This window comes from Chitinibacter tainanensis DSM 15459 (genome assembly GCF_000429785.1).
In the GTDB taxonomy this organism is placed as follows: domain Bacteria; phylum Pseudomonadota; class Gammaproteobacteria; order Burkholderiales; family Chitinibacteraceae; genus Chitinibacter; species Chitinibacter tainanensis.
Map to the genome: position 1 here is coordinate 198,369 of NZ_AUCN01000017.1, position 21,716 is coordinate 220,084.

At 46.7% G+C, this 21,716-nt stretch carries 24 protein-coding genes; 11 read left to right on the plus strand and 13 right to left on the minus strand.

Annotation, left to right across the window (positions count from 1 at the left end; translation table 11 throughout):
* The first annotated feature begins 6 nt into the window (after window positions 1–6).
* From xrtB to G482_RS0105760, 11 genes are all read left to right on the plus strand, one after another.
* Window positions 7–870 (plus strand): exosortase B, encoded by an 864-nt coding sequence (gene xrtB, locus G482_RS0105710; RefSeq protein ID WP_028449237.1) that lies wholly within the window; start codon window positions 7–9, stop codon window positions 868–870.
* Window positions 867–1,559 carry an exosortase-associated protein EpsI, B-type gene (gene epsI, locus G482_RS0105715; RefSeq protein ID WP_028449238.1) on the plus strand — a complete coding sequence of 231 codons (693 nt, stop codon included), beginning with the start codon at window positions 867–869 and terminating at the stop codon, window positions 1,557–1,559. The genes xrtB and epsI overlap by 4 nt, the downstream gene beginning before the upstream one ends.
* The gene (locus tag G482_RS0105720; protein WP_028449239.1) at window positions 1,559–2,797 is read left to right on the plus strand and encodes a hypothetical protein; all 1,239 of its coding nucleotides are present in this window, start codon (window positions 1,559–1,561) and stop codon (window positions 2,795–2,797) included. The genes epsI and G482_RS0105720 overlap by 1 nt, the downstream gene beginning before the upstream one ends.
* Complete coding sequence (locus G482_RS0105725; RefSeq protein ID WP_028449240.1) at window positions 2,790–4,109, plus strand: flippase; 1,320 nt, start codon at window positions 2,790–2,792, stop codon at window positions 4,107–4,109. Before G482_RS0105720 ends, G482_RS0105725 begins: the two co-directional genes overlap by 8 nt.
* Window positions 4,110–4,116: 7 nt before the next feature.
* Window positions 4,117–5,070, plus strand: a complete 954-nt coding sequence (locus G482_RS19475; RefSeq protein WP_051258762.1) for a glycosyltransferase family 2 protein — start codon at window positions 4,117–4,119, stop codon at window positions 5,068–5,070.
* A gap of 27 nt (window positions 5,071–5,097) precedes the next feature.
* A complete protein-coding gene (locus G482_RS20015; RefSeq protein ID WP_245575258.1) occupies window positions 5,098–6,192 on the plus strand; it encodes a glycosyltransferase in 1,095 nt (364 codons plus the stop codon).
* 258 nt (window positions 6,193–6,450) lie between these two features.
* The gene (locus tag G482_RS20020; RefSeq protein ID WP_084414473.1) at window positions 6,451–6,693 is read left to right on the plus strand and encodes an LbetaH domain-containing protein; all 243 of its coding nucleotides are present in this window, start codon (window positions 6,451–6,453) and stop codon (window positions 6,691–6,693) included.
* 108 nt (window positions 6,694–6,801) lie between these two features.
* On the plus strand, window positions 6,802–7,851 hold the full coding sequence (locus G482_RS0105750; RefSeq protein ID WP_028449244.1) for a glycosyltransferase family 4 protein: 1,050 nt from the start codon (window positions 6,802–6,804) through the stop codon (window positions 7,849–7,851).
* A gap of 39 nt (window positions 7,852–7,890) precedes the next feature.
* Complete coding sequence (locus G482_RS20025) at window positions 7,891–8,340, plus strand: glycosyltransferase family 28 protein (RefSeq protein ID WP_028449245.1); 450 nt, start codon at window positions 7,891–7,893, stop codon at window positions 8,338–8,340.
* The gene (locus tag G482_RS20030) at window positions 8,337–8,813 is read left to right on the plus strand and encodes a glycosyltransferase (protein ID WP_084414475.1); all 477 of its coding nucleotides are present in this window, start codon (window positions 8,337–8,339) and stop codon (window positions 8,811–8,813) included. Before G482_RS20025 ends, G482_RS20030 begins: the two co-directional genes overlap by 4 nt.
* A gap of 39 nt (window positions 8,814–8,852) precedes the next feature.
* Window positions 8,853–10,019 carry a nucleotide sugar dehydrogenase gene (locus G482_RS0105760; RefSeq protein WP_028449246.1) on the plus strand — a complete coding sequence of 389 codons (1,167 nt, stop codon included), beginning with the start codon at window positions 8,853–8,855 and terminating at the stop codon, window positions 10,017–10,019.
* Window positions 10,020–10,063: 44 nt separating this feature from the next.
* Here G482_RS0105760 and G482_RS20815 read toward each other — a convergent pair whose 3' ends face one another.
* The 13 genes from G482_RS20815 to G482_RS0105825 all read right to left on the minus strand — a co-directional run bounded on the left by G482_RS20815 (window position 10,064) and on the right by G482_RS0105825 (window position 21,716).
* Window positions 10,064–10,516: an acyltransferase gene (locus G482_RS20815; RefSeq protein ID WP_156905356.1), complete on the minus strand. Its 453-nt coding sequence runs from the start codon at window positions 10,514–10,516 to the stop codon at window positions 10,064–10,066.
* Between the two features lie 45 nt (window positions 10,517–10,561).
* Complete coding sequence (locus G482_RS0105770; protein WP_028449247.1) at window positions 10,562–12,043, minus strand: heparin lyase I family protein; 1,482 nt, start codon at window positions 12,041–12,043, stop codon at window positions 10,562–10,564.
* Window positions 12,044–12,054: 11 nt separating this feature from the next.
* On the minus strand, window positions 12,055–12,972 hold the full coding sequence (locus G482_RS0105775; RefSeq protein WP_028449248.1) for a hypothetical protein: 918 nt from the start codon (window positions 12,970–12,972) through the stop codon (window positions 12,055–12,057).
* Between the two features lie 175 nt (window positions 12,973–13,147).
* Window positions 13,148–13,639: a membrane protein gene (locus G482_RS0105780; RefSeq protein ID WP_028449249.1), complete on the minus strand. Its 492-nt coding sequence runs from the start codon at window positions 13,637–13,639 to the stop codon at window positions 13,148–13,150.
* Window positions 13,640–13,641: 2 nt separating this feature from the next.
* Complete coding sequence (locus tag G482_RS0105785; protein WP_028449250.1) at window positions 13,642–14,019, minus strand: type II secretion system protein; 378 nt, start codon at window positions 14,017–14,019, stop codon at window positions 13,642–13,644.
* Window positions 14,009–14,479 (minus strand): type II secretion system protein, encoded by a 471-nt coding sequence (locus G482_RS0105790; protein WP_028449251.1) that lies wholly within the window; start codon window positions 14,477–14,479, stop codon window positions 14,009–14,011. Before G482_RS0105790 ends, G482_RS0105785 begins: the two co-directional genes overlap by 11 nt.
* A complete protein-coding gene (locus tag G482_RS17465) occupies window positions 14,479–16,467 on the minus strand; it encodes a secretin GspD/PilQ domain-containing protein (RefSeq protein ID WP_156905357.1) in 1,989 nt (662 codons plus the stop codon). The genes G482_RS0105790 and G482_RS17465 overlap by 1 nt, the downstream gene beginning before the upstream one ends.
* On the minus strand, window positions 16,464–17,015 hold the full coding sequence (locus G482_RS17470) for a hypothetical protein (protein ID WP_034619012.1): 552 nt from the start codon (window positions 17,013–17,015) through the stop codon (window positions 16,464–16,466). Before G482_RS17470 ends, G482_RS17465 begins: the two co-directional genes overlap by 4 nt.
* Window positions 17,015–17,539 carry a hypothetical protein gene (locus tag G482_RS0105805; RefSeq protein WP_028449252.1) on the minus strand — a complete coding sequence of 175 codons (525 nt, stop codon included), beginning with the start codon at window positions 17,537–17,539 and terminating at the stop codon, window positions 17,015–17,017. The genes G482_RS17470 and G482_RS0105805 overlap by 1 nt, the downstream gene beginning before the upstream one ends.
* Window positions 17,536–18,114 (minus strand): hypothetical protein, encoded by a 579-nt coding sequence (locus G482_RS19480; RefSeq protein WP_028449253.1) that lies wholly within the window; start codon window positions 18,112–18,114, stop codon window positions 17,536–17,538. Before G482_RS19480 ends, G482_RS0105805 begins: the two co-directional genes overlap by 4 nt.
* The gene (locus G482_RS0105815; RefSeq protein ID WP_034619013.1) at window positions 18,111–18,902 is read right to left on the minus strand and encodes a hypothetical protein; all 792 of its coding nucleotides are present in this window, start codon (window positions 18,900–18,902) and stop codon (window positions 18,111–18,113) included. Before G482_RS0105815 ends, G482_RS19480 begins: the two co-directional genes overlap by 4 nt.
* Window positions 18,883–20,541, minus strand: a complete 1,659-nt coding sequence (locus G482_RS0105820; protein WP_028449255.1) for a GspE/PulE family protein — start codon at window positions 20,539–20,541, stop codon at window positions 18,883–18,885. The genes G482_RS0105815 and G482_RS0105820 overlap by 20 nt, the downstream gene beginning before the upstream one ends.
* Window positions 20,538–21,716, minus strand: coding sequence for a type II secretion system F family protein (locus G482_RS0105825; RefSeq protein ID WP_028449256.1), 1,179 nt, complete (start codon window positions 21,714–21,716; stop codon window positions 20,538–20,540). Before G482_RS0105825 ends, G482_RS0105820 begins: the two co-directional genes overlap by 4 nt.

Consider the following 21,716-nt stretch of genomic DNA (forward strand, 5'->3'; position numbering starts at 1 on the left):
AACAGTATGCAATCAAATTCACTAGCCAAAACGCAAAATCTGGCGCTACTCAAAGAATATCCTTTACTAATATTAGGCTTTCTCGCCTTATTGCTCCCTAGCATATACAGTTTGTCGAATACTCTGTGGCAAGGTGAAGAGCAAGGGCAGGGTCCTCTGTTATTAGCGGTAATAGGTTTTTTATTTTGGCGGGAGTTTGTGACGGAAAAACCCCATGCAGAGCCAATGGCATCACCTTTGGCTGCATTGAGTTTCTTGCTGGTTGCATGTCTTTCTTATGTAGTTGGGCGCTCGCAAGAAATTTTTGCTCTTGAAATTGGGGCCTTTATTCCATTGGTTATTGCTGTGATCCTTGCAACTAAAGGATGGGTTGGAGTGAAGCGATATGCATTTCCAATCTTTTTTATTTGCTTCTTAATTCCATTGCCTGCATTCATCATTGATGGACTAACTAGCGGATTAAAAAACCATATCTCACATGCAGCAGAGGTGATTCTTTATCAACTCGGCTATCCAGTAGCCCGTGCCGGTGTGGTCTTAACCGTAGGCCAATACCAACTTTTAGTTGCCGATGCATGTTCGGGGATGAATTCATTGTTTAGTTTGATTTCCCTGGGGTTTTTGTACGTGCACCTCAACGGTAAGATTTTCACAACCAAATCAATCATCCTGCTTTTGGCCATCGTACCAATTGCGATTGTGGCGAACGTGATCAGAGTCTTAATTTTAATTCTTGTTACATATTATTTTGGCGATGAGGCAGGACAGGGCTTTATTCATGGGTTTGCCGGTATTTTTGTTTTTGCCATGTCATTGCTGCTGTTATTTATACTTGATGGCGTTTTGAAGAGAGTTTGGGGGCGCAAATGAAACGTTTATATAGTCAATCGTTTTTTGCCTTAATCATGATAGGAGCAGCAGTAGCTGCTTTTTTTCTGACTCCAACGAAACGCATGGCGGATGAAAAGAACATCAATCTTGAAAATTTGATTCCCTCTGCGTTTGGTGGCTGGAAAGCACTCCCACAGGAAAATTCATCGATAGTGCAGGCCCCTGATGTTGAAAAAACGCTGAGCAAGCTATATACAGGCTTGCTGATGCGTACCTATGTCAATGCGTCAGGGGAGCGGATGATGCTCGCGATCGCCTACGGACCAGATCAGCGAGACAATATTGGCAAGCAAGTACACAAGCCTGAAATTTGCTATCCGGCGCAAGGTTTTATAATTAAAAATCCTAAAAGTGGCCATATTCAAATTGCCCAGAGTGAAGTGCCTGTGAGGCGGATGGTTGCGAGCTATGGCGAGCGCGTCGAGCCATTGACATATTGGCTAACAATAGGAAATAAAGCAGTTAATAACAATAAAGACTTTAAATTAAACCAAGTGCGATATGGTTTAGCGGGCTGGGTGGCAGATGGAATGATAGTACGAGTTTCTACAATTGATAATAATGTGGAAGCTGCATATGAGAAGCAGGCATATTTTCTTTCGGCCTTGTTGCTCGCTATGCCAGCAGATAAGAGAAAATATCTTGGCATTGTTGCCGGTGGTGCTTGATGAGTTCGATTGTAATGCCGCCATTTGGCCCACTAAAGAACAGTGAGCGCACAATTCTTAATATACAAAGTTTTGTCACTGGTCTAGCCCTTCTGCTCGTTTCTCTTGGTAATGCCATGTTCAGTAAAAAAGCAGTAGTGCTCTTTTTTGTGCTGAATTTATTTCTCATGATCTGGTATGCTAATTATACGATTTTCACTCGCTTTTTCAATTGGGTCTCTATTTTTGCTTTGCTTGCCTGGTGTGGGCTGAGTTATACTTGGTCACAATTTCCACAGGATACACTCGATGGGTTTTATTGGCAGTGTGTATTTGTATTTACGGTTCTTTTATTCGGGATTCTGTCTGGTCGATTGAATGTCGAGTTGGTGGTAAAGAATGCATTTATTGCTGCTTTGGTATTAAATGTTGCATATATTCTGCTCTTCCCCGGCGCTAGTCTGAGCGAAAATGGCTTGCGATCAATGTATTACACTAAGAACTCATTGGGATTTGTGTGTGCATATGCGTTCTTGATGCTAGTTTTTTTAAATCAGCCAAGACGAATTGACTATATATTTGCCGCCATTGCTGTTTTTTTATTGCTGCTGTCGTTGTCGAAAACAAGTATGGCATTGGTCGTCGTTGTCTCGATCCTGTTGCTTGCGAAAAATTATTGCTTTGGACGGGGGCGAATTTTTTTTCCGCAAGATAGTTATTTGCTGATCGTATTGGCCACGCTGCTGGTCACTGCACTGTTGATTGCGGGAATCTCTTTTTTTTATAAAGAAATTCTTAACTATGTTTTTTTAAATCTTGATAGTCACGCCTTAACAGGGCGTGGACAGATCTGGATCGAGCTGCTACGTAATGCTGAGTCAAAGATCGTATATGGCTTAGGCTTCAATGCTGTGTGGGGTATGGACCACCTGAACGAGATATATCTAACTGAGCTGGGCCGCAACAATCCGTTGTGGGCCACTAAATTGGCCGCAGCTGATGGCGGTTATGTCGATGTGGTGGTGGCGATAGGCTTAGTGGGCCTCGTTGTATTAGGGCTAGTGGTCGTGCAACTTTTCTTGAATATTCTCCGCAGTCAATATGTCAACATAGGCTTGGTCGTGCTAGCCGTGGTACTTATTCATAATTTGACTGAAACCACATTCTTAATGGGCTTTAATCTGAATTGGTTTTTACTGATGTTTGTTGCCGGGCTGGCGCTATCTCGGTCATCTAGCGCTGAGGCGGCTTATGAGTAAGAAAAAAAACCTGCTGTCGATTATATGGTTTGCGGTAGAAAATCTCAGCACGATCGCATTCGGTTTAGTTAGTGTATTTTTAATTGCCCGACATTTTGGACCTGAGAATCTAGGCAAATTAAGTGTTGTGCAATCAGCTTCAGCCTTATTAATGTTTCTGGCAACGCTTGGCCTCGATCATTTTATTGTCAGAGATCTGACTCGAAATCCCTATGATGGTAAATACATCGGCACGGTGATGGGAATGCAAATGGCCGGTTGGCTTTTATATAGCCTAGGCGTGTTGGTGTTGCTATTTACGCTGGGCAAGCTGGCGACATTAGAAATGTGGCTGATTGCTTCGTTTGTGATCATGACGACACTGTTTACCCGCTGCACCTTAGGCCGCTTGTATTTTCAGGCAATTAATTTGCCCAAGGCGATTGCGGCATCGGCATTGGTTTCGCGAATAGCTGCAATACTTTATGTAGTTATTTCCATTTATCTTGGGCTGTCTTATTTATGGTGTTTGCTCTATTTGCCGCTGCAAGCCGCAATTCAATGTCTGATGCTGTGGCTACGGTATAAGGCTCATCTTGCCGGTGAACGTTTGGGCTGGGCGTGCGATTTGACTCGCGCGATTCGTTTGCTTAAAGAATCTTTACCAGCATTAGTCGCCGCTGCAATTTTCCCCATCTTTATGCAGTCGGATGTGCTGATAATTTCTCACTTGCTATCTGATCATGCTGCCGGTATTTATTCTGCGGCCAGTCGCCTAGTTGTCCAATTCAATTTTGTTGGCCCTATTATCGTTATGTCTTTTTATGTGGCCCTGAGCCGCAAGCTGGAACATCGACCAGATTTTGAGATGATGATTACGGGTTTAGTTACGATATTCTTATTGATCTCCCTTCCTTTGGCACTTATTACCTCGCTGTGTGCTCCATGGATCGTCCACCTACTTTATGGTGCTAAGTTTGAAGGTACCGATCAAGTTCTCGCTGCTTTGGCTTGGGTGTGGTTATTTGTAATTCCTGCCTCATTGTATTCACGCTTGTTGATTTTGCGGGGGCAGGTGCGATATGAGTTGATCAAATCACTGCTTGTGGCTTTCATGAGCGTGTCACTCAATCTTGTTTTAATTCCACGCTATGGGGTGGTTGCGGCCGCTTGGGTTTCGGTGTTTTCTTATGCGGTTGCTGATTTTCTGATTTATGCTTTTTTTAGAGATACACGTGATGTCTTTAAAATTGCTATTTCTTCCATGGTAAATGTTTTGTTGAGGCCTCGCTTGGCATTTGATTCAGTTGTTTATGTTTTGAACTCGAAATAATTTTCAAATGAAATTATCTATCATAGTCCCTGTTTATAATGTCGAGAAGTATGTGGTGCAATGTATCTCTTCACTGCTGCAATATAAAACGGCACAAGTTGAGATTATCGTTGTAAACGATGGTAGCCCCGATCAATCCGGTGCGCTGATTCAGTTCGAATTTATGAAAGAAATTCAGGCTGGTGATTTGGTCTATCTGGAACAGTGCAACCAGGGTGTCAGTGTTGCCCGCAATCACGGCATTGCCCATGCCCAAGGCGATTATATTGGGTTTGTAGATGCGGATGATTATGTTGCAGAGAGTTATTTTTACGAAGTTCTTCATGCAATTGATGAAGGTAAAACAGACATCATCGAGTTTGGCTGGTTCTGCTTCTCGGACGAGCACACTGAAGATATAAAAGTGCCGATGTATGTGCATCAAAATTTTGGGCTACTAAATGCAAAGGAAGTTTTAGAGCCCATATTTGCAGCATCAATCTGGTACTCATGTTGCCGAGTGATAAAGCGCGAGCTAATTGGCGCTACTTCGTTTCCGCCTGGTGTTCGTTTTTGTGAAGATATGATGTTCCTGTACGACATTTATGATCGCGCAGCATCAATCTTCCACATCAAGATGCCACTCTATGCGTATCGGCAGAATACTGTAGGCGCTACTGCATTAGCTAAACCCGAGTATATACAGCCGATGTTTGATTTATATCGGAGCATCTTGGATCGGGATGAAAAGCACTTTGATTATTTAAAAGCATCCATCGTCTATGTCGTCTTTAGTTGTAGTCTGAAAATAGGATGTGCCTTTGCTTGGCCTGCAGATTTGTATGCTGATCTACTTCGTTTACGATTGAGGTTCCTCTCGTTGAAAATGTTGAGTGTGAGGAAAATGTTGATTTTAATTGCGCCTGGCTTGTTATTGAAGTGGAAGTCAAGAAAAGCTAAAAATTCAAATAGAAGTCTATAGCTGATAATGGAGTACGTTTTGAAGATTGTGTTTCGGATTTCACGCTTGGGCTCTGGTGGTGCTGAGCGTGTTTTTATCTCACTGGCTGAGTATATTCGCCTGCAATATCGGTGCGCGATTGTTTTTGTAGTTGATTCGCCGGATGGGGAGGGGGTAAAAATTGCTGCCCAGAAGGGGTTTAAAGTCCATTCTTTAGATGCAAAACGAACGATTACTTCGGTTTGGCCGTTTAAACGCTATCTGGAAAACGAAAAGCCTGATGTTGTACTTTCGGCCTATCCGGATACGAATGGCGCAGCTTTATTGTCGCGAGCGCTATCAAGGCATAAGTGCAAAACCATTGTTTCAGAACATGCGTCTATTGCCAAGCATTGGTCACAACATTCGAGATTTATTCAACTACGTGTTCAGACAATTATCAAATATTTATATCCCAAGGCAGATGCGATTGTTTGTGTTTCACATGGTTTACGCCAAGAGCTTCTATCTTTAATTGGTTCAAATGTAAATGCCTTAACTATTCATAACCCCATCCGTTTTAGTGGTGGCTCTTTTTCAAATGCAGAGTGGAAGCGTGCCACAATTGATCAGCCGGCAAAGATACTTGCAGTCGGGCGCATATCAGTGCAGAAAGATTACTCTACACTTCTACGTGCGATTGCACTGCTAAAACAAAGAAAATTCATTTTGCAGATTGTCGGCGGTATTTATGAGCAGGAAGAGCATGATCGCTTGCTAGCCTTAACTCATTCTCTACAAATTGAAGACAAGGTCCAGTTTATTGGCTTTACTGATGCGCCAGAGCAGTATTATGCCGAGGCTGATTTATTTGTATTGTCCTCAGCCTGGGAAGGTTTTGGTAATGTAATTGTTGAGGCTTTGGCTTTTGGTGTGCCTGTAGTAAGTACCAATTGTGAATCTGGGCCTGCTGAGATTTTAGACGATGGGCAATATGGTGAGTTGGTGCCTGTGGGAGATTTTGAAGAGTTGGCGAGGCGGATTGATGAAATTTTGTCTGGTGAGAAAAAAATCTCTACCGCGGCCTTGCAAGCTAGAGCGCAATGTTTCTCAGAGCGGATTATTGGCGAGCAATATTGGAAGTTGATTAAAGAGGTGATGTGATGTGTCTTTCTTTGAGTTGATAATATCCGATCTGTATCAGAATAACTAGCCGATCGATTTTGCAGGGAATGTTCGCTTTTTGGGAGTGGAGAGAGATTAGATTTAAAAGCCTTATCTTATATACACATCATGTAAATCTTCGCGCCTCGATTCGTACGGGGTTAGAGATTGGTAATGTTTCTGTGTTCCTAGGGGCTAAGATTTTTTTGGTAAACATGTGTTGGTGGCACATAATGTTGCAATGGCAGGGGAAGTGGCATGTTTCCTGGTTTTAGCAATAATGTCGATATTGGATGCGACTCGGTTCTGCTTGGTGGCATTCCTGTCGTGACCAATGTTGTTATTGGTGCCAACTCAGTTGTGATAAAGGATGCTCCTGATAAATCAATTGGTACTGGGAATCTTGCTCAAATTATCTCCTCAAATAATAATCAGCCACTTATAAAGCACGGTTTGTTTGATTTTCACTCGCACAAGTTATTTGGTGCTAAATATTTTTGAATTTAAATCCATTGAGCTTTGTCTTTGCAAATTAATTTTTCGAATGGCGTGATGACGAGTGCTTGTTTTTTTTAGTTTCGGATTTTGTTTTTATCTTTGAGAGAATAGATGTTCATAATTAACGTGGGTACTAAGTCAAACGGAGGAATTAAGTCTGTTATCGAGGGCTATTTTTCTGACGGCCTTTATCAAAATGATGACGATATTCATGGAGCGTGTTTTATCCCAACACATGGCGCTGGCTCTAAGTTTGGTGATGTTATTCTTTTTGCGATGGCGCTTGTGAAAGTCTTTTTTTTGTTACTCTCAAAAAAGAATGCAGTTATCCATGCTCATATGTCAATGAATGGCAGTTTTTGGCGTAAGCTTTTGATGTGTTTGATATCGAAGGTTTTTTTTGCAAAATTTGTCTTGCATTTACATGGCTCAGAATTTAAGGTTTTCTTTACAACGTCTTCATTTTTTACTAGATGTTTAGTGATTTTTCTATTTAGAAGATCAAGTGCTGTTATCGTCCTTTCAGAAAATTGGGCCGATTACATTCGAGAATCAATGGGTATTCAGCCTGTAGTTGTTAATAACTACGTAGATGTACGACGGCAGTTGTTAAATAGAAAGGCTGGTCATATTTTGTTTTTGGGTGCTTTCATTAAGCGTAAAGGGATATATGACCTACTTCAAGCCGTAAAAGTATTATCCCAAAAAACTTGCGTTCATTTGCATCTTTGTGGTGGTGGCGAAGATGAAAAAGTACAGTCCCTTATCAAGGAGATGCAACTTGAATCTCTCGTGACAATTCATGGTTGGGTTGGACCTGAGAAAAAAAGCATCTTACTCGCAGAGTGTTCAGCGTTAGTTTTACCCTCATACAACGAGGGTTTGCCTATGGTCATCATTGAAGCTTTAGGTTCAGAAATACCATTAATTACAACCCCAGTAGGGGGTATTCCCGATGTGATAAACGATGGTCATAATGGCTTGTTAGTTAATCCCGGTGAAATCGATGCATTGAGTGAAGCTTTATATCGTGTTTTGACCGATAGCAAGCTATCCGCCAAGTTGGCTCAGGAAGGTTCTGCCTTGTATTTTAATTTTTTTACATCAGGTGTTGTTTTTCCTAAGGTCAGGAGAATTTATTCCGATGTAATTCGTCGTTAATTGTTTTGTTTTTTAATGTATTCTAATTGGGTTTCTTGTATGGAAAACAAAAAAATATTGGCAGTCGCTTCTGGTGGAGGGCATTGGGTACAGTTGCTTCGACTTCAGCCTGCTTTTGACGGCTGTGATGTTCAGTATCTATCTACAAACTCTGGTTATGCTGCCGAAGTTAAATCAAAGCTTCATGTTGTCACTGATGCAAATCTATGGAATAAGCTTAAGTTGTTTTTTATGTTTTTACAGGTTTTAGTTGTAATTCTGAAAGTGAGACCAGATGTCGTAGTGACAACAGGGGCGGCACCTGGTTTTGCTGCTATAGTATTTGGCCGCCTTCTTGGGGCAAAAACAATTTGGATCGATAGTATTGCTAATTCAGAAGTACTTTCCAGCTCGGGAATGCATGCAGGCAAATTTGCCCATGCGTGGTTAACCCAGTGGGAGCATTTAGCAACACCTAATGGCCCATACTATTGGGGGAGTGTGCTGTGATATATGTTACTGTAGGTACACAATTACCATTTGATCGGCTTATTTCTGTTATTAATGAATGGGCAGCAATAAATACGAAGACTCACATTATTGCTCAGGTTGGTCCAACTTCAACTGAATTTGAAAGTTTGGAGTGTTTAAATTTTGTATCTCCAAGCCAGTCAAATACTTACTTTAAAGAAGCAGATTTGATTGTCGCGCACGCTGGTATGGGGTCGGTTCTTACTGCCTTAAAATATCGTAAACCCATTATTATTTTCCCGCGCAAAGCGAGTTTAGGAGAGCATCGCAATGAGCACCAATTGGCAACCGCACGATGGTTAGAGGGGAAAGTGTCTGTTTATGTAGCATGGGACGAGACAACTTTGCTTTCTATGCTTGATTGTGGCGTTGTAGCAAGCGAAGAATTGTTAGTTTCAGATTATGCAAATGAAGAATTAATCAGAAATTTGAAAAAATTTATTAACGGTTAATGTACGAATTTTATCTTAAATCGCACTGGGATTTGACTTATGAAAATAGTTGTGGCAGGTACTGGTTATGTCGGTTTGTCTAATGCTATTTTGTTGGCGCAAAATAATCAGGTTGTTGCATTGGATATCGATTCAGAGAAAGTGAGACTGATAAATGAAAAAATAAGTCCAATTGCTGATTCTGAGATTGAGTATTATCTTCGGAATAAAAATTTGGATTTGCATGCGACGTTAGATAAGAATAGTGCATATGAAAGTGCCGAATTTGTTATTGTCGCGACCCCCACAAATTATGATCCTGTAACGAATTATTTTAATACCAGTTCTGTTGAATCTGTGATCGCAGATGCACTTAAATTTGCACCTTCGGCAACTATTGTCATTAAATCAACTGTGCCAGTTGGGTTTACTGATCGTATGCGCGATTCTTTTGGGGTCGAGAATATATTCTTTTCACCTGAGTTCTTGCGAGAGGGAAAAGCTCTTTATGACAACCTTCATCCGTCACGCATTGTAGTTGGATCTCATTCTGAATCCGCTGTTCGTTTTGCTTCTCTTCTGCAGGCGGGGGCAATAAAACGTTATATTCCTGTTCTTCACACTGGCTCAACAGAGGCAGAAGCAATTAAGCTTTTTGCTAATACCTACTTAGCTATGCGGGTGGCGTATTTTAATGAGCTCGATAGTTATGCAATTAGCCATGGTTTAGATTCTATGCAAATTATCGAAGGTGTTGGCTTAGATCCTCGTATTGGTAATCATTATAATAATCCTTCTTTTGGTTATGGTGGATATTGCTTGCCTAAAGATACTAAGCAATTGCTAGCCAATTACCAAGAGGTGCCGAATAACATTATTCGCGCCATTGTTGACTCCAATACAACACGCAAGGATTTTATTGCTAACGAGATTATTAAGCGAGCCCCAAAAGTTGTTGGGATTTATCGCTTGGTGATGAAAGCAGGTTCTGATAATTTTAGATCTTCGGCCATTCAGGGGATTATGAAAAGAATCAAGGCTAAGGGTATTGAGGTCGTGGTGTATGAGCCGACCTTGGGGCAAGATTTGTTCTTTAACTCTAAGGTTTATTCTGATTTGGCAGCGTTCAAAGCTTGTTCAGATGTAATTATTACAAATCGTATCTCTGATGAGTTGGTTGATGTAAGTGCGAAGGTATTTACACGTGATTTGTACGGTAGGGATTGATTTTATAGTAAAGGCAGCCCTTTTAGTGGGCTGCTTCACTCTGTTTATTTAATGATTTTTCCATATCTTTCTGTTTTAATTCCTGTTCGTATTATTTTTGCAGGGTTTCCTGCTGCAATACAATTGTCAGGTACATTTGAAACAACAACAGATCCTGCCCCAATGATACATTGATTACCAATTTTTACTCCTGGCATGATGATCGCATGTGCGCCTATGAAGCAAGACTCACCAATGAAGGTGGATGTATGGAATCTTCTGCACATGTCATGAGTTAGGACTACCGAGCCAAAAGCAAGATATGTATATTTGCCGATATTTACTCCTCTAGGATTAGTTTTGTCTAATTTAGTACTCATTGAGAACTTTGCGGTTGGGTGTATATTCATTCTGTAGCATGCTCTGTAAAAATAGCAGCGACTAGATAGAATTATGTCTCTAAATTTAAGATATATTTTTTTAATTGGTCCATATTTAGGCTCAAAGCGCTCACTCATTTTCTTACCTCGTCGTGCAAAATACTCATCGTATCATCGTATCAGCTACGGAGCAATTGTTTCGCTGAGTTTACCAAATGAGTATCCTTTGTTTGTTAGCCATTCAATTATTTTTTTGAAATTGTTGAATCGTTCATCTGTCCATTCTTGAGGGTGCCCCTGTAAGGCAACGTACTGGAGATGGTTTGATTTGCTAGTGAAATTCGTTTTGAATTGCTCAAAATCTGGATTCAGCGTTGGATATTCCATTTCTATACTACGATCAACTATTCTTTTAGACGAGCTTTCACCTGTTTCTGCTTGAAAGAACCAGACATATTTTATTTCAGGAAATAACTGCAATGCCTGGAATGTATTGTTGTCTGTTCCGCTGTAGTGGGGTCCAAAACTGTTGAATTTAAAACCTAACTTTGATTGTGCTAAATTTTGTGACAAAGTCAGTAGGCGAATTTGCTCTGCTAGCGTCGTCCCCGAAAAGGCATTATTTGCAATCCCTTCTGGTGATTTGTAGTTTATATTGTGACCATGATTCCAAAACTCGATAAGGCCATCTTGTTTTGTTTTCTTTATCCAGTTGAAATAATTTTGGTGTGTCTCGTTGTCTAGCGATTCGGTGAGGATGCCGATGTTGGCTTTGATTTTGTAATGGTAAATTAAATCGATTACTCTTTGCCAGTTGGCGCTAATGGTATATATAGGGCGATCTTTGTGGGCGTACATGAGGTCATCAAGTTTTAGTAGAATGATCGGTTTTCCTGCGCCACTTGAGCCGCCTACATTATTAGCTGCTTGTCGAAACATGCTTGGTCTTGTGATGCTTACATTTCTGAAGCTAACATCATTTGCTGTTTTAATGTTAGGGTTTCTATACTGACCTATTTTTAAATAGTGAAAGTAAGGCGTATTCATATTGGCCCCGTAGAGGCTAATTTTGACTGGTTTGCTTCCCTGATTGGCAATTTCAAATGTGCTAACACCGGTTGATTTCGTGCTCCACGCAATTGTTGATCTAATTGTAATCCATTCATCTAGCGGTAGATTGATTTGTTGTGTTTTTCCGGTTAACTCATTGCGGAATACAAGTAGTGGTTTTTCAGATCTTTTCTCGATCAAAATGGCGATTGGAGGGGATTTGCCAGGGAAGTTCGCCCAAGTCTCGCCTATTTTAGGGTTGGGTTGATCATGCCATTGCGCTATTAGCCACCAGCGGTTCAATGAGTCAAATGCAAAATCTTTGGGGATTTTGAAATCAAATTGATAATTAACGACTTCGCCTTCTAGGTAGGGGTAGTTGATCGCAAGTTCCGACCGTATTCCGCCATAGACTTTGGGGTCTGCGCCACTCAGTTTAAAATCAACTTGATCATTGTTAATGGCAATACTCGTTTCGTTCGCCACTTCCAGTGTAATTGGAATGTTGGGCAGGCTGATTGATAGCGCATTTTTTACATCGTTTACCGATGGTGGTGCGGCCATGCTCAGTGCAGAAGTCATAAGCAGCATTGCAATGCGAGCTAGGTTTTTCATTTTAAAATCCTTTATTCTTTGAGGCTGCCACCGGATAATATTTCTAGATTGTGTACGGCAGATGTCGTCTCAAGTGTATCTACTGAGATGAATACAATCAGGCCTGCTTTTGGAGCGGTGATAAAATTTGAACCAATTTGCAATTCGGTGCTGTTTTCAATCATCGTGTTGAATTCGTTTTCATCCACTATAGCGATTTGTCCTCTTGAAGCTGTGGCCGCGTTTGCTATGTGGTATGCCATGATAACTGGCTCGCCAGCATTGACCCAATAGCCGGTTGAATAGACAGCCGGAGCTTGTATTTTTTTTGTTATCGCTGGGTCAATTGTTTCGTGCGATCCGAATTGAAATACCCGCAGGTTCGTGTTTGGTTTGCCTATACCGCTGTTATTCGGCGTTGGGCTTGGTGTTGCTCCTGCTTGGCTGGTAGGTGCTGGTGTCGGCTTAGTTGTGCTGATTGGAGTTGGGGCTGCTGTTGTCATCGGCGCTGGCGTTGGAGTGGCGTTTGCTGGCTTATCGGCCAAACGTTCCCAAGCTACGTAAGGTTGACCAGGTCTTTCACCTTTACTTATCCAGCGCGCAAACCATCTCGTATTATTGTAGAGCACAATTACATCTGCATCATATTGTGTGTTGGTATTCCACCAAGACAGCGATGTGTTGGTTAGCTGATCGATTCTGATCCAGCCGCTCTGCTCAGTCCCTGGTCGTCTGCCTAGATTTTTGCTCAGCGCATACCACTGCGTATTGTTGTACAAAATGACTTTGCCAAGTGGATACTCGGTTGTACTGTTCCACCACGCTAGATCTTTGTTCTCTATCGCTGATGCTGTTTGCGAAGTTACGAAAATTGCAAGCACTGTGCTTGCAAAAAATAACAGTTTTTTAGTAAGGCTTAGCATTTTATGCCTTTCTTTTTTAGTAAACATAAGCAAATGCTAATACAGATTGCCGGCTGACTCAAGCCCGCCCATCGGAATGATTAGTAAATACTAATATTGAGGTGGGGTAGGTTTCAAAGTATATAACGAGACTGTTTAGGTTTTATGTGCATAGCTAAACAACTTACGGCATAGATGCTTCGCTGTAATCTACACCATACGTTTATCGGCGGCCGCCACCGCGGTTTGGCCATTGTGCAAAGCGCCAATCTTGGTAGCTTTTCGCTTCATTAAAACCGGAATAATCTTCGGTGAAATTTGCGGTTTTGAGCGGTTTGGCGGTGGATTTGCTCATTACCCCCAAAAAGCCACCACCGGGGGCGTTGATGTAGAGCCAGTCTTCGCCGGTGATGGGATCTTTGTAGGCTTTGCGCAGATAGCGCTTCGGAAATTGCACCCGCGGGTCTTGCACGAGGTCTTGCAAGGTTTTGGGGTAGGCGGTTTGCGGATTGTCGCCAATATTATTTTCGGTATAGCGTTTGATGGCGATTTTAATTTCCAGGCCCACCCGCAGTAGCTCCGCCTCTTTGGCCCGCTGAATACGGTTTTGCCAGGTTTCGCCCACTTTTGCCAGATAAACGCTCATGATGAGCACCATGGTCAGCGCCCACAGGTAGGCGTAGCCTTGTTGTCGGCTAGGTGAGCGCTTGGCCATCATTACCAGCTGTTATAGCGTGAGCCGTCTTTGGCGGTAGCATCCGATCCGCTGCGGATGTCATATACACCGCCATTGCCCTCGGGGTTGATAATCACCCAGGTATCTCGGCTGTTAGTAATCGGGTCGAGCGGGACTTCGCGCAGGTATTTGCGATCGACTAGCTCTTGCAGGGTGGCGGGATAACGGCCGGTGTCGGCAAAAAACTTATCAATCCCTTCGCGGACTGCGACCAGATTGTGTTTCAGTACGGTTTCTTGCGCGCGATCGGTTTGCTGGAAGTAGCGGGGCACGACTAAGGTCAGCAGACTGGCCATGATTGCCAGTACTACCAAGAGTTCAATCAAGGTAAAGCCCAGACGGTGGGGATTACCAGTCACGGTAGGGAACACCATTCAATCCTACGTTGCTTGAGAGGGAGTACACATCATACACGTCCCGCCCTTCGGCTGGCGCGTCGGGTGGGCTGGCATAGCTACGTAGGCCCCAGGTTTGCGCATTATTTTTGCTTGGGCAATCGCAGAATGGATCGCGAGGCATGCGACGCAAGAAATAGATCTTGCGCCCACCGGGGTCTTTCAGGTCTTTTACGCCATCCACCAATACATCCAGAGTAGGGGGGTAGCCGCTGTCTTCCAGAGATTTATTGACCTTGCCGGCTTCGACCGCGAGTTTGTACTGATCGATTGCATCGCGGATTTGCGTTAAAGAGCGGCGTAACTCGTCTTCACGATTACGCGTAGCCGCGACTTGCGACAGCGGCAAAGCCACTGTCGCCAGCACGGCCAGAATGGTTAAGGTAACCATCAGCTCGATCAGCGTAAACCCGTACTGACGCATTAGCGACCTCGCATCCCCGCGCCACGGCTCACCTGACCCTGCGGCTGTTCAGCTTGGGGCTGTGGTGGCTGCTGTGGTTGCGGCGCCGGCTGCGGTTCTGGAGCCGGAGCTGGTGCAGGTGGTACATACGGTAGCGCGCCGCCTTGCGAGTTGATGCTGAAGGTGGAGGATGGCCGCAGGCGCAATGGGTCAGTGCTAATTGCGCCCTCAGTGCCGCTATCAAAGCTAGTGATATGCGACGATGGCAGTGGCAATGAGCGCACCACACGTGGCGTAATCATCAGGATAATCTCGGTCTTGTTCGCTTCGGATTTTTTAGTGCCAAAGATGCGATCCAGAACCGGGATCGTGCTAATAAACGGCAAGCCTTGGCCGGTATCGGTTTCGCTACGGCTCAGCAAGCCTGCCAGCACCTGAGTTTCGCCATCACGGGCCGTCATATTGGTTTCGGCGCGGCGGGTACCAATCTGGTAAACCACCAGGCCCGATTTGGTGGTGATCTGGCGTGCGATATTCGAAACTTCGAGGTTCACCTTCACGCTGATCTCGTTGTCGACAGTCATGACTGGTTCAACATTCAAGGTCAGGCCCACGTCTTGGTAGTTCACCGATTCGGTGCTCACGCCATTCGAGGTCGTGGTGGTTACCACTGGTACGCGATCCCCGATCAGCACTTTGGCTTTTTCACGGTTTTTCACCCGGATTTTCGGGTTGGCCAGTACATTGGTATTGCCGCGTTGCTGCAAGAAATTGGCGGTGATCGTTGGGCTGCCCAGATTTATCAGTACATCGGATTTATTGATGTTTTTAATCTGATCAAGCGTCACCTGACCCGCCACTTTGGTTGGTGTGGTGGTGGTTTTCGTGCCATCCGTATTGGTGGTGGTCACGGGTACTGCTCCGATCGCGTTGCCGTATACGGTGCCGGTGACACTACCCGGGTAGAGTATACCCAGATCAAGCACGTCACTATTCGAAACTTCGAGGATCTCCACATCCATCAGCACTTCTGACTGGGGAATATCCTGAGCGGCAATCAGGCGCTCGGCCACGGCAATCGCATCGGGTGTATCGCGCATCACCAGCATCGAAAGCCGCTCGTCGATATACACGTCACGGGTTTTTACCATCTGCTTGATCATGGCCAGCACTTGCTTCGGATCGGCGTTAGATAGATAGAAGGTGCGCATCACCATATCTTTGTAATCGCGATCTTTATCCGGGCGCTTTGGATAAATCAGAATGGTGTTGTCATTCAGAATTTTTTTATCCAGCTGATTGGTGGCCAGAATCAGATTGATGACGTCTTCCACCGTGGTATCGCGGGCATAGATCGTGGTTTTCAGATTAGGGGGAACGTCTTTATCAAAGATAAAGTTCACCTTGCCAATGCGCGACACAATATCAAACACGCTCATCATGCTCTGATCGCGAAACTGCAGCGAGATCGGGCTTTTCAGGGCTTGTGCCAGGCTGGGGCGCAGGCTGACTTCACGCGCTTTGCGGTTTTCAATATCGTTTTTAATCAGCTGGGCTTGCGTATTGCGCGGGTTATCCATCAGGATTTGCTGCACGATACCCAATACTTCATCCGGCCGGCTATCTTTGTTTTCCCGTGCGTATTTCAGCATTGAATCATGCCGTACGCCCATCTCAATCAGCCGCACGCCTTCTTGCGCCCGGAAATTGGTCGGATCCCAGACTAGCACTTGCTGATAGCTGCTGATGGCCAGCGCACTATTGCCTTGCGCACGGGCCTGATCTGCCTGCACCAAGAGGTTATTCACAAAGCGGCTCACGCTGCTTTGATAAGCCGCGCGCAATTTGATGTCATTGGGCGAGCTGGCAATCTGCTGCTTCAGGATTTTCAGCGCCGCTTCTGGGTTGCCGGCATCTTGCTGGGTTTCTGCTTGATAACGGGCCATATCGGCGGCACAGCCGGCCAGGAAAGCCAGCGAAATCATTGAGGTCATTAACGCACGTTTCACGGCGTTCCTCCTGTCGGCAGCGATTGCTGCTGATTGAGTGGTAAATAAGTGAAGGTGATTGCATCGCGGCTCAGGCGATCAAGGCGGTACACGCCCAAGAAAGTCTCGCCCGGGCGGATGCGGCCCATGGTGTCACAGCTTGAGCACAACACCAGTGATTGGCCTTGTCCTTCCAGCACGTAATAATCGCTGCTCTTATCGTGCCAAGTGGCCGTGAGCTGCAAAGGAAATGGTGGTGCCACCGGTACCGGGGTTGGAGTCGGCTTCGGTGTGGGTGTTGGTTTTGGCGGTGGCGGCGCCCAATTCTGTTTCGGGAATAAATCCGACAGGCTGCTGGGCTCATGCGAGCCTGGCGCCACGGCAGCCATGCTGGCCACTGAAGCGCCCGATGCCACCGCTTTGGCTACGCTGCTGGCGACACTGGCGCGTTGCGCACGTGGCGCCGCTGTGTCGAGTTCTGGCGCTTCTTGTTGTGAATCCTGCCAGAAGGTATAAGCAGTCAGCGCTAAAGTGCCACCGAGAATAATCTGCATGGGACGGGAGAGCATTAATGCACCTCCGTCAGATAAGAGAGCTGCACCTGAATCGACAAGCGCTCCTCGCCAATGGTGCTACGTTGCAAATTGGCAGCCTCCACACGTACGCCCGGAATCTGATGCAGGGCGGCCATAAAGCGACGGAACTGAATATAGCGCGCCGTAGCAGGAAACTGCATGCTATAGCGTTTCAATTTGCCATCCGCTTCAAGCTGCGATTTGTAATCCACCTGATCCATCACCACCTGATTCGCGCTGGCCACTTCATTCACGCGGCGCAAGAAAAAGGTGAAGGTATCTGCTTGATTCAGTTTCACCGTGGCTGCGGCCGCTTCACTGGCCATCGCTGTGCTGCGCAGCAGCTTGAATTTGCGTTCAAGTTCAGCTTCGCGTTTGGCTAGATCAGCCTGGTATGGCTTTAAATCTTGGGTATACAGCATCAGCGCAAAGCCCAATAGTGCAAGCCCTGCCAAGCCAAGCACGCCGGCGTACTTGGGTAGCTGACGCAAATACCACATCAATTGGGCTTTTTTCATCGTGTGGCCCCCGTTACTTGTGAGGCGACATTCGAGGCTTTCAGCGCATCGGCTTTGGCATCTTTCCAGAAGAACTCGATGGAGGCCACCGCCGGTTTGAATGGATCACCCGACTTAATCGCATTGCGCGCCAGCGATACGTTGCGCACGGCTGGGTGGGCATTTAAGCGATCTACCAGCAGTAGCACGTCGTTCAGGGTTTTTGCTTCCAGCTCCAGCTTGATGTCTTGCTCCACCGTAGCAATATCGATGCGGGTAAAGGCAATTTCGGGGCGCCAGACTTCTTCCAGAATGCCCATGCCGATTTCGTTTTGTACCAGCTGCGCTTGCGTTACTTTGGCCACTTTGCCAGAAACCGGTGAGGCTTTTTGCTCAGCGAGACGGCGTGCCTCCTGCTGGCGCAGGCGTAAGGCCACTTCATCTTCGCGAATTTCGAGCTGGTTACGATTTTCTTTGGCGACATCCAGCTGGGTCATCACCCATAACACCGCGACAATACCGATGACGGTCAGTAGCAGCCCCAGCCAAGGTACGACCGACGGGTTACGATGAAAGTCGAGTTGCAGGCGTTTCATGCATGCACCTCGCCGGGAATAAATTGCGGATGTGCGGTGCCCAGCCATTCAAAATCAAAATCGGCGGCTTTTAAGCTCTGCAAAGACACATCACAAGAGGTGAGATAAACATGCTCAGGCAAAAACTGGCCCGACAAGACTGCCGCTTCGCGCAAAATCGCAGAGAGTGAGTTGCTTAGCTCGTCGGTATCGAGCTGAATAGGCATGGCAATCACGCCTTGCCAGGCTTTTTCCCGATAAAAACCGACAATCGCATGCGAGGTTTCGACCACCATCAGCGCATGTTCATTGCCTTTCAGTGCGCGGTGATGCTGGTTCACCGCGGTGGTGAATAACGGCTCGACCTCGGCGAGTTTGAGCTTGCTGGAACGGCACAGCTCGGCAATCGTCTGGTACAGGCCTTCTTCAATGGCTGCGGCAATCCGCGGCTGGCCAAATGAGCCGGCCGAAACGCGAATCCGCCAGCTATCGGTGCTCACACCGTATTGCTGCGAGAGCAGAATGCGGGCGTAATTTTCCCAATCAGCTTCGGTGGCAAGGGCATCTTGCCAGGGCAGGCAAGCATAACGCACCCAGGGTGAACCAAAGATCAGCTTGATCTGGTCTTGTCCCAAACTGCCGCGTGGCGTGTTGGTCAGCAAATCTTGCAGGCGGGACACCAGCACATCCGGCGAGGGGTCGATCGTGCCGCGCCGGCGGCTGAGCACTTCTTTGCTCAGGCTCAGGCTAGCCAGCCGCACCCGCTGTTTGCCAAAGCAGGCGTGATGATTAATCAACAAAGGTGACACGATTGATTTCCTGCAAAGTTGTTTCACCACGTGACACCGCATTGGCGGCGATTTGGCGCATCGAGACAAAGCCTTTGGCTAGGGCCAACCGTTTGAGCTCTACAGCCGGGGCATGGCTGGCGATGGCTTGCTTCATATCATCATCTAGCCGCAGCACTTCAGCGATGGCTTTTCGACCAAGGTAACCGGTATTGCGGCAGGCGGTGCAGCCTTTACCTTTGCGGAAAGTCCAGCCGCGAACTTGTTCGCGCGTGAGGCCCGAGTTATGCAGCAGTGCGTCATCCGGCTCGTCCGGCCCCACGCAGTGTGGGCAGACTTTACGGATCAGCCGCTGGGCCACTACGCCAATCAGCGCATCCACAAAGCTATTAGGCTCTACGCCCATATGAATAAAGCGGTCGATCACCGAAAAAGCATTATTCGCGTGCACCGAGGTCAGTACCAAGTGACCGGTGAGGGCCGCTTGCACGGCGATATTGGCAGTTTCACCGTCACGAATCTCACCGACCAGGATTTTGTCCGGGTCATGCCGCAAGATGGAGCGCAGACCGCGGGCGAAAGTAAGGCCTTTTTTATCGTTGACCGGAATCTGCAATACGCCGGGCAGCTGGTATTCCACCGGGTCTTCAATGGTGATGATTTTTTCTTCGCCATTATTAATTTCCGACAGGGTGGCATACAGCGTGGTGGATTTACCCGAACCGGTGGGGCCGGTGACCAGCAGTAAGCCATATGGCTCGTGCGACAGACTACGAATCGCCGCCATGGTTTGCGCTTCATGGCCAAGGGTATCGAGGCGCAATTGCTTGAATGAATCGCCACCGCCTTGCTTATCCAAAATCCGCAGTACGGCATCTTCGCCGTGAATCGACGGCATGATCGAGACCCGGAAATCAATATCGCGATTATTGATCAGCGCTTTAAAACGGCCGTCTTGTGGAATGCGGTGTTCAGAAATATCCAGCTCGGCTAGTACTTTCAGGCGGGAAATAATCTGTTCGGCTTTATCCGCGCCATTGGTGCCGCCAGCATGCAATAGCACGCCGTCAATCCGGTATTTGATGGTCATCCCGCTTGGGGTGGTTTCCATGTGAATATCGGAGGCTTTGGCTTTGAGCGCGTCGTAGAGCGTGGAGTTAACCAGCTTGACCACGGGGTTGGCGTCTTGCGAGAGCGTGGAGAGGGAAATCTCGGTTACGCCCGCTTGCAAGGTTTCGCCACCTTCACCGCCGCCAAACTGCTCCATGGCACGGTGCGAGGTTTCGTATTCGTTGAAATAATGCTGCAGGACTTCGTAGTGGGCGAAGGTGGTGCGATAGGCGACGGTAATCCGGTGCTGCGCCCAATTGCGCACCACCGGATTAAATGGGTCGGCCATCACCAGAATCGTGCCCAGTTGGCTGCTTTCAGCCAAGAAACACTGATGCGCCGCGGCATCGGTGAAGGAGAGCAGATCATACCGCGGCTTGAGCTGGTATAACTCCTCCTGGGTAATGGCTGGAACGCCAAGATAGGCGCTGACTTCGGCGCAATACCCCTCGATATTCAGCCCAAGCGACTGCTGAATCAGCATCGGTAACGGTTGGCTGCCGCCGTTGCTGCGCAAATGCTGAATCAGATCCAGAGTCAGTTCGCTCATTGCATATTCCCGGCCAACTCAAAGATCGGCATATAGAGCAAAAATACAATCCCGCCGATCAAAACACCGATCAGCAACATCAAAATGGGTTCGAACAGGCGGGTGAACATCTCGATCGCCCGATCCAGTTCTTCATCGCAAAACTGCGCGGCCCGCTCGCACATGGTGGCCAGCTCACCACTTTGTTCGCCGACCCGCAATAGGCGCTCGGCTACGGGGGTGGTTAAGCCGTATTTAGGCAAGGTGGCCGACACTTGCTGGCCGGATTTAATGTCCACCAACGCCTGTGAGAGCGCCAAACGCATTTGTACCGGCAGCAACTGCGCGGCCAGATCCATCGCGGCCACAATCGATAAGCCGCCTGAGAGCAAGAGGCCTAGCGTGCGGTAAAACCGAGTTAGCGAAAACAAGCGGCGATAGCCGTCGAGTTTGGGCAGCTTCCAGAAGATTTCCTGCAGCATGGTTTGCGCGGCTTCCGTGCGCACCAGCAAATAACCGCCCACCAAGGTAGCGACAATGCTACCGAAGATAATCTGCCCATGCTGGTGAACCAGATCACCCCACCACAGCATCACTTGGGCTGCGAAGGGCAGGTTACGCATCGAGGCGTAAATCTGGCTGAATTTCGGAATCACATAAAACAGCAGGAACAGCATAATGCTGCCGCCAATCCCGATCACTACCAGCGGATACACCAGCGAAGCGACGATCTTCTTTCTGACCGCAGCTAAGCGAGTTTCATAGTGGTGATAGCGTTTCAACGCGTCGGCCAAATGGCCGGTTTTTTCGGCTGAGCCCACGGTCGCCACATACAGCGGCGGAAAAAGCTCCGGCATCTGGCTGAGAACTTTGGAGAGCGGGAAACCCTGGTACAGCCCTTCGATCATGCGGGTTAGCACCGTGCGGTTCTGGTCTTGGCCGCTTTTTTCTTTTAGCGTTTCCATCGCCTCGACCAAGGTCAGCCCAGCTTCTAGCAGCGCGATCAGCTCTTGCGTGAAGAGTGAAACCTGGAATTCGTTTTTACCAAACGAAAAGCCGAATTTGCGTTCAGCTTCGAAACTGACTAGCTGCAGGCCTTTGGCGCTGAGCTGGGCGCGCAACTCATCCGTGTTGGCGGCATCCAGCTCTAGCTCCTGCATTACGCCGGCAGCGAGGGCTTTGACTTTGTAGTGCAT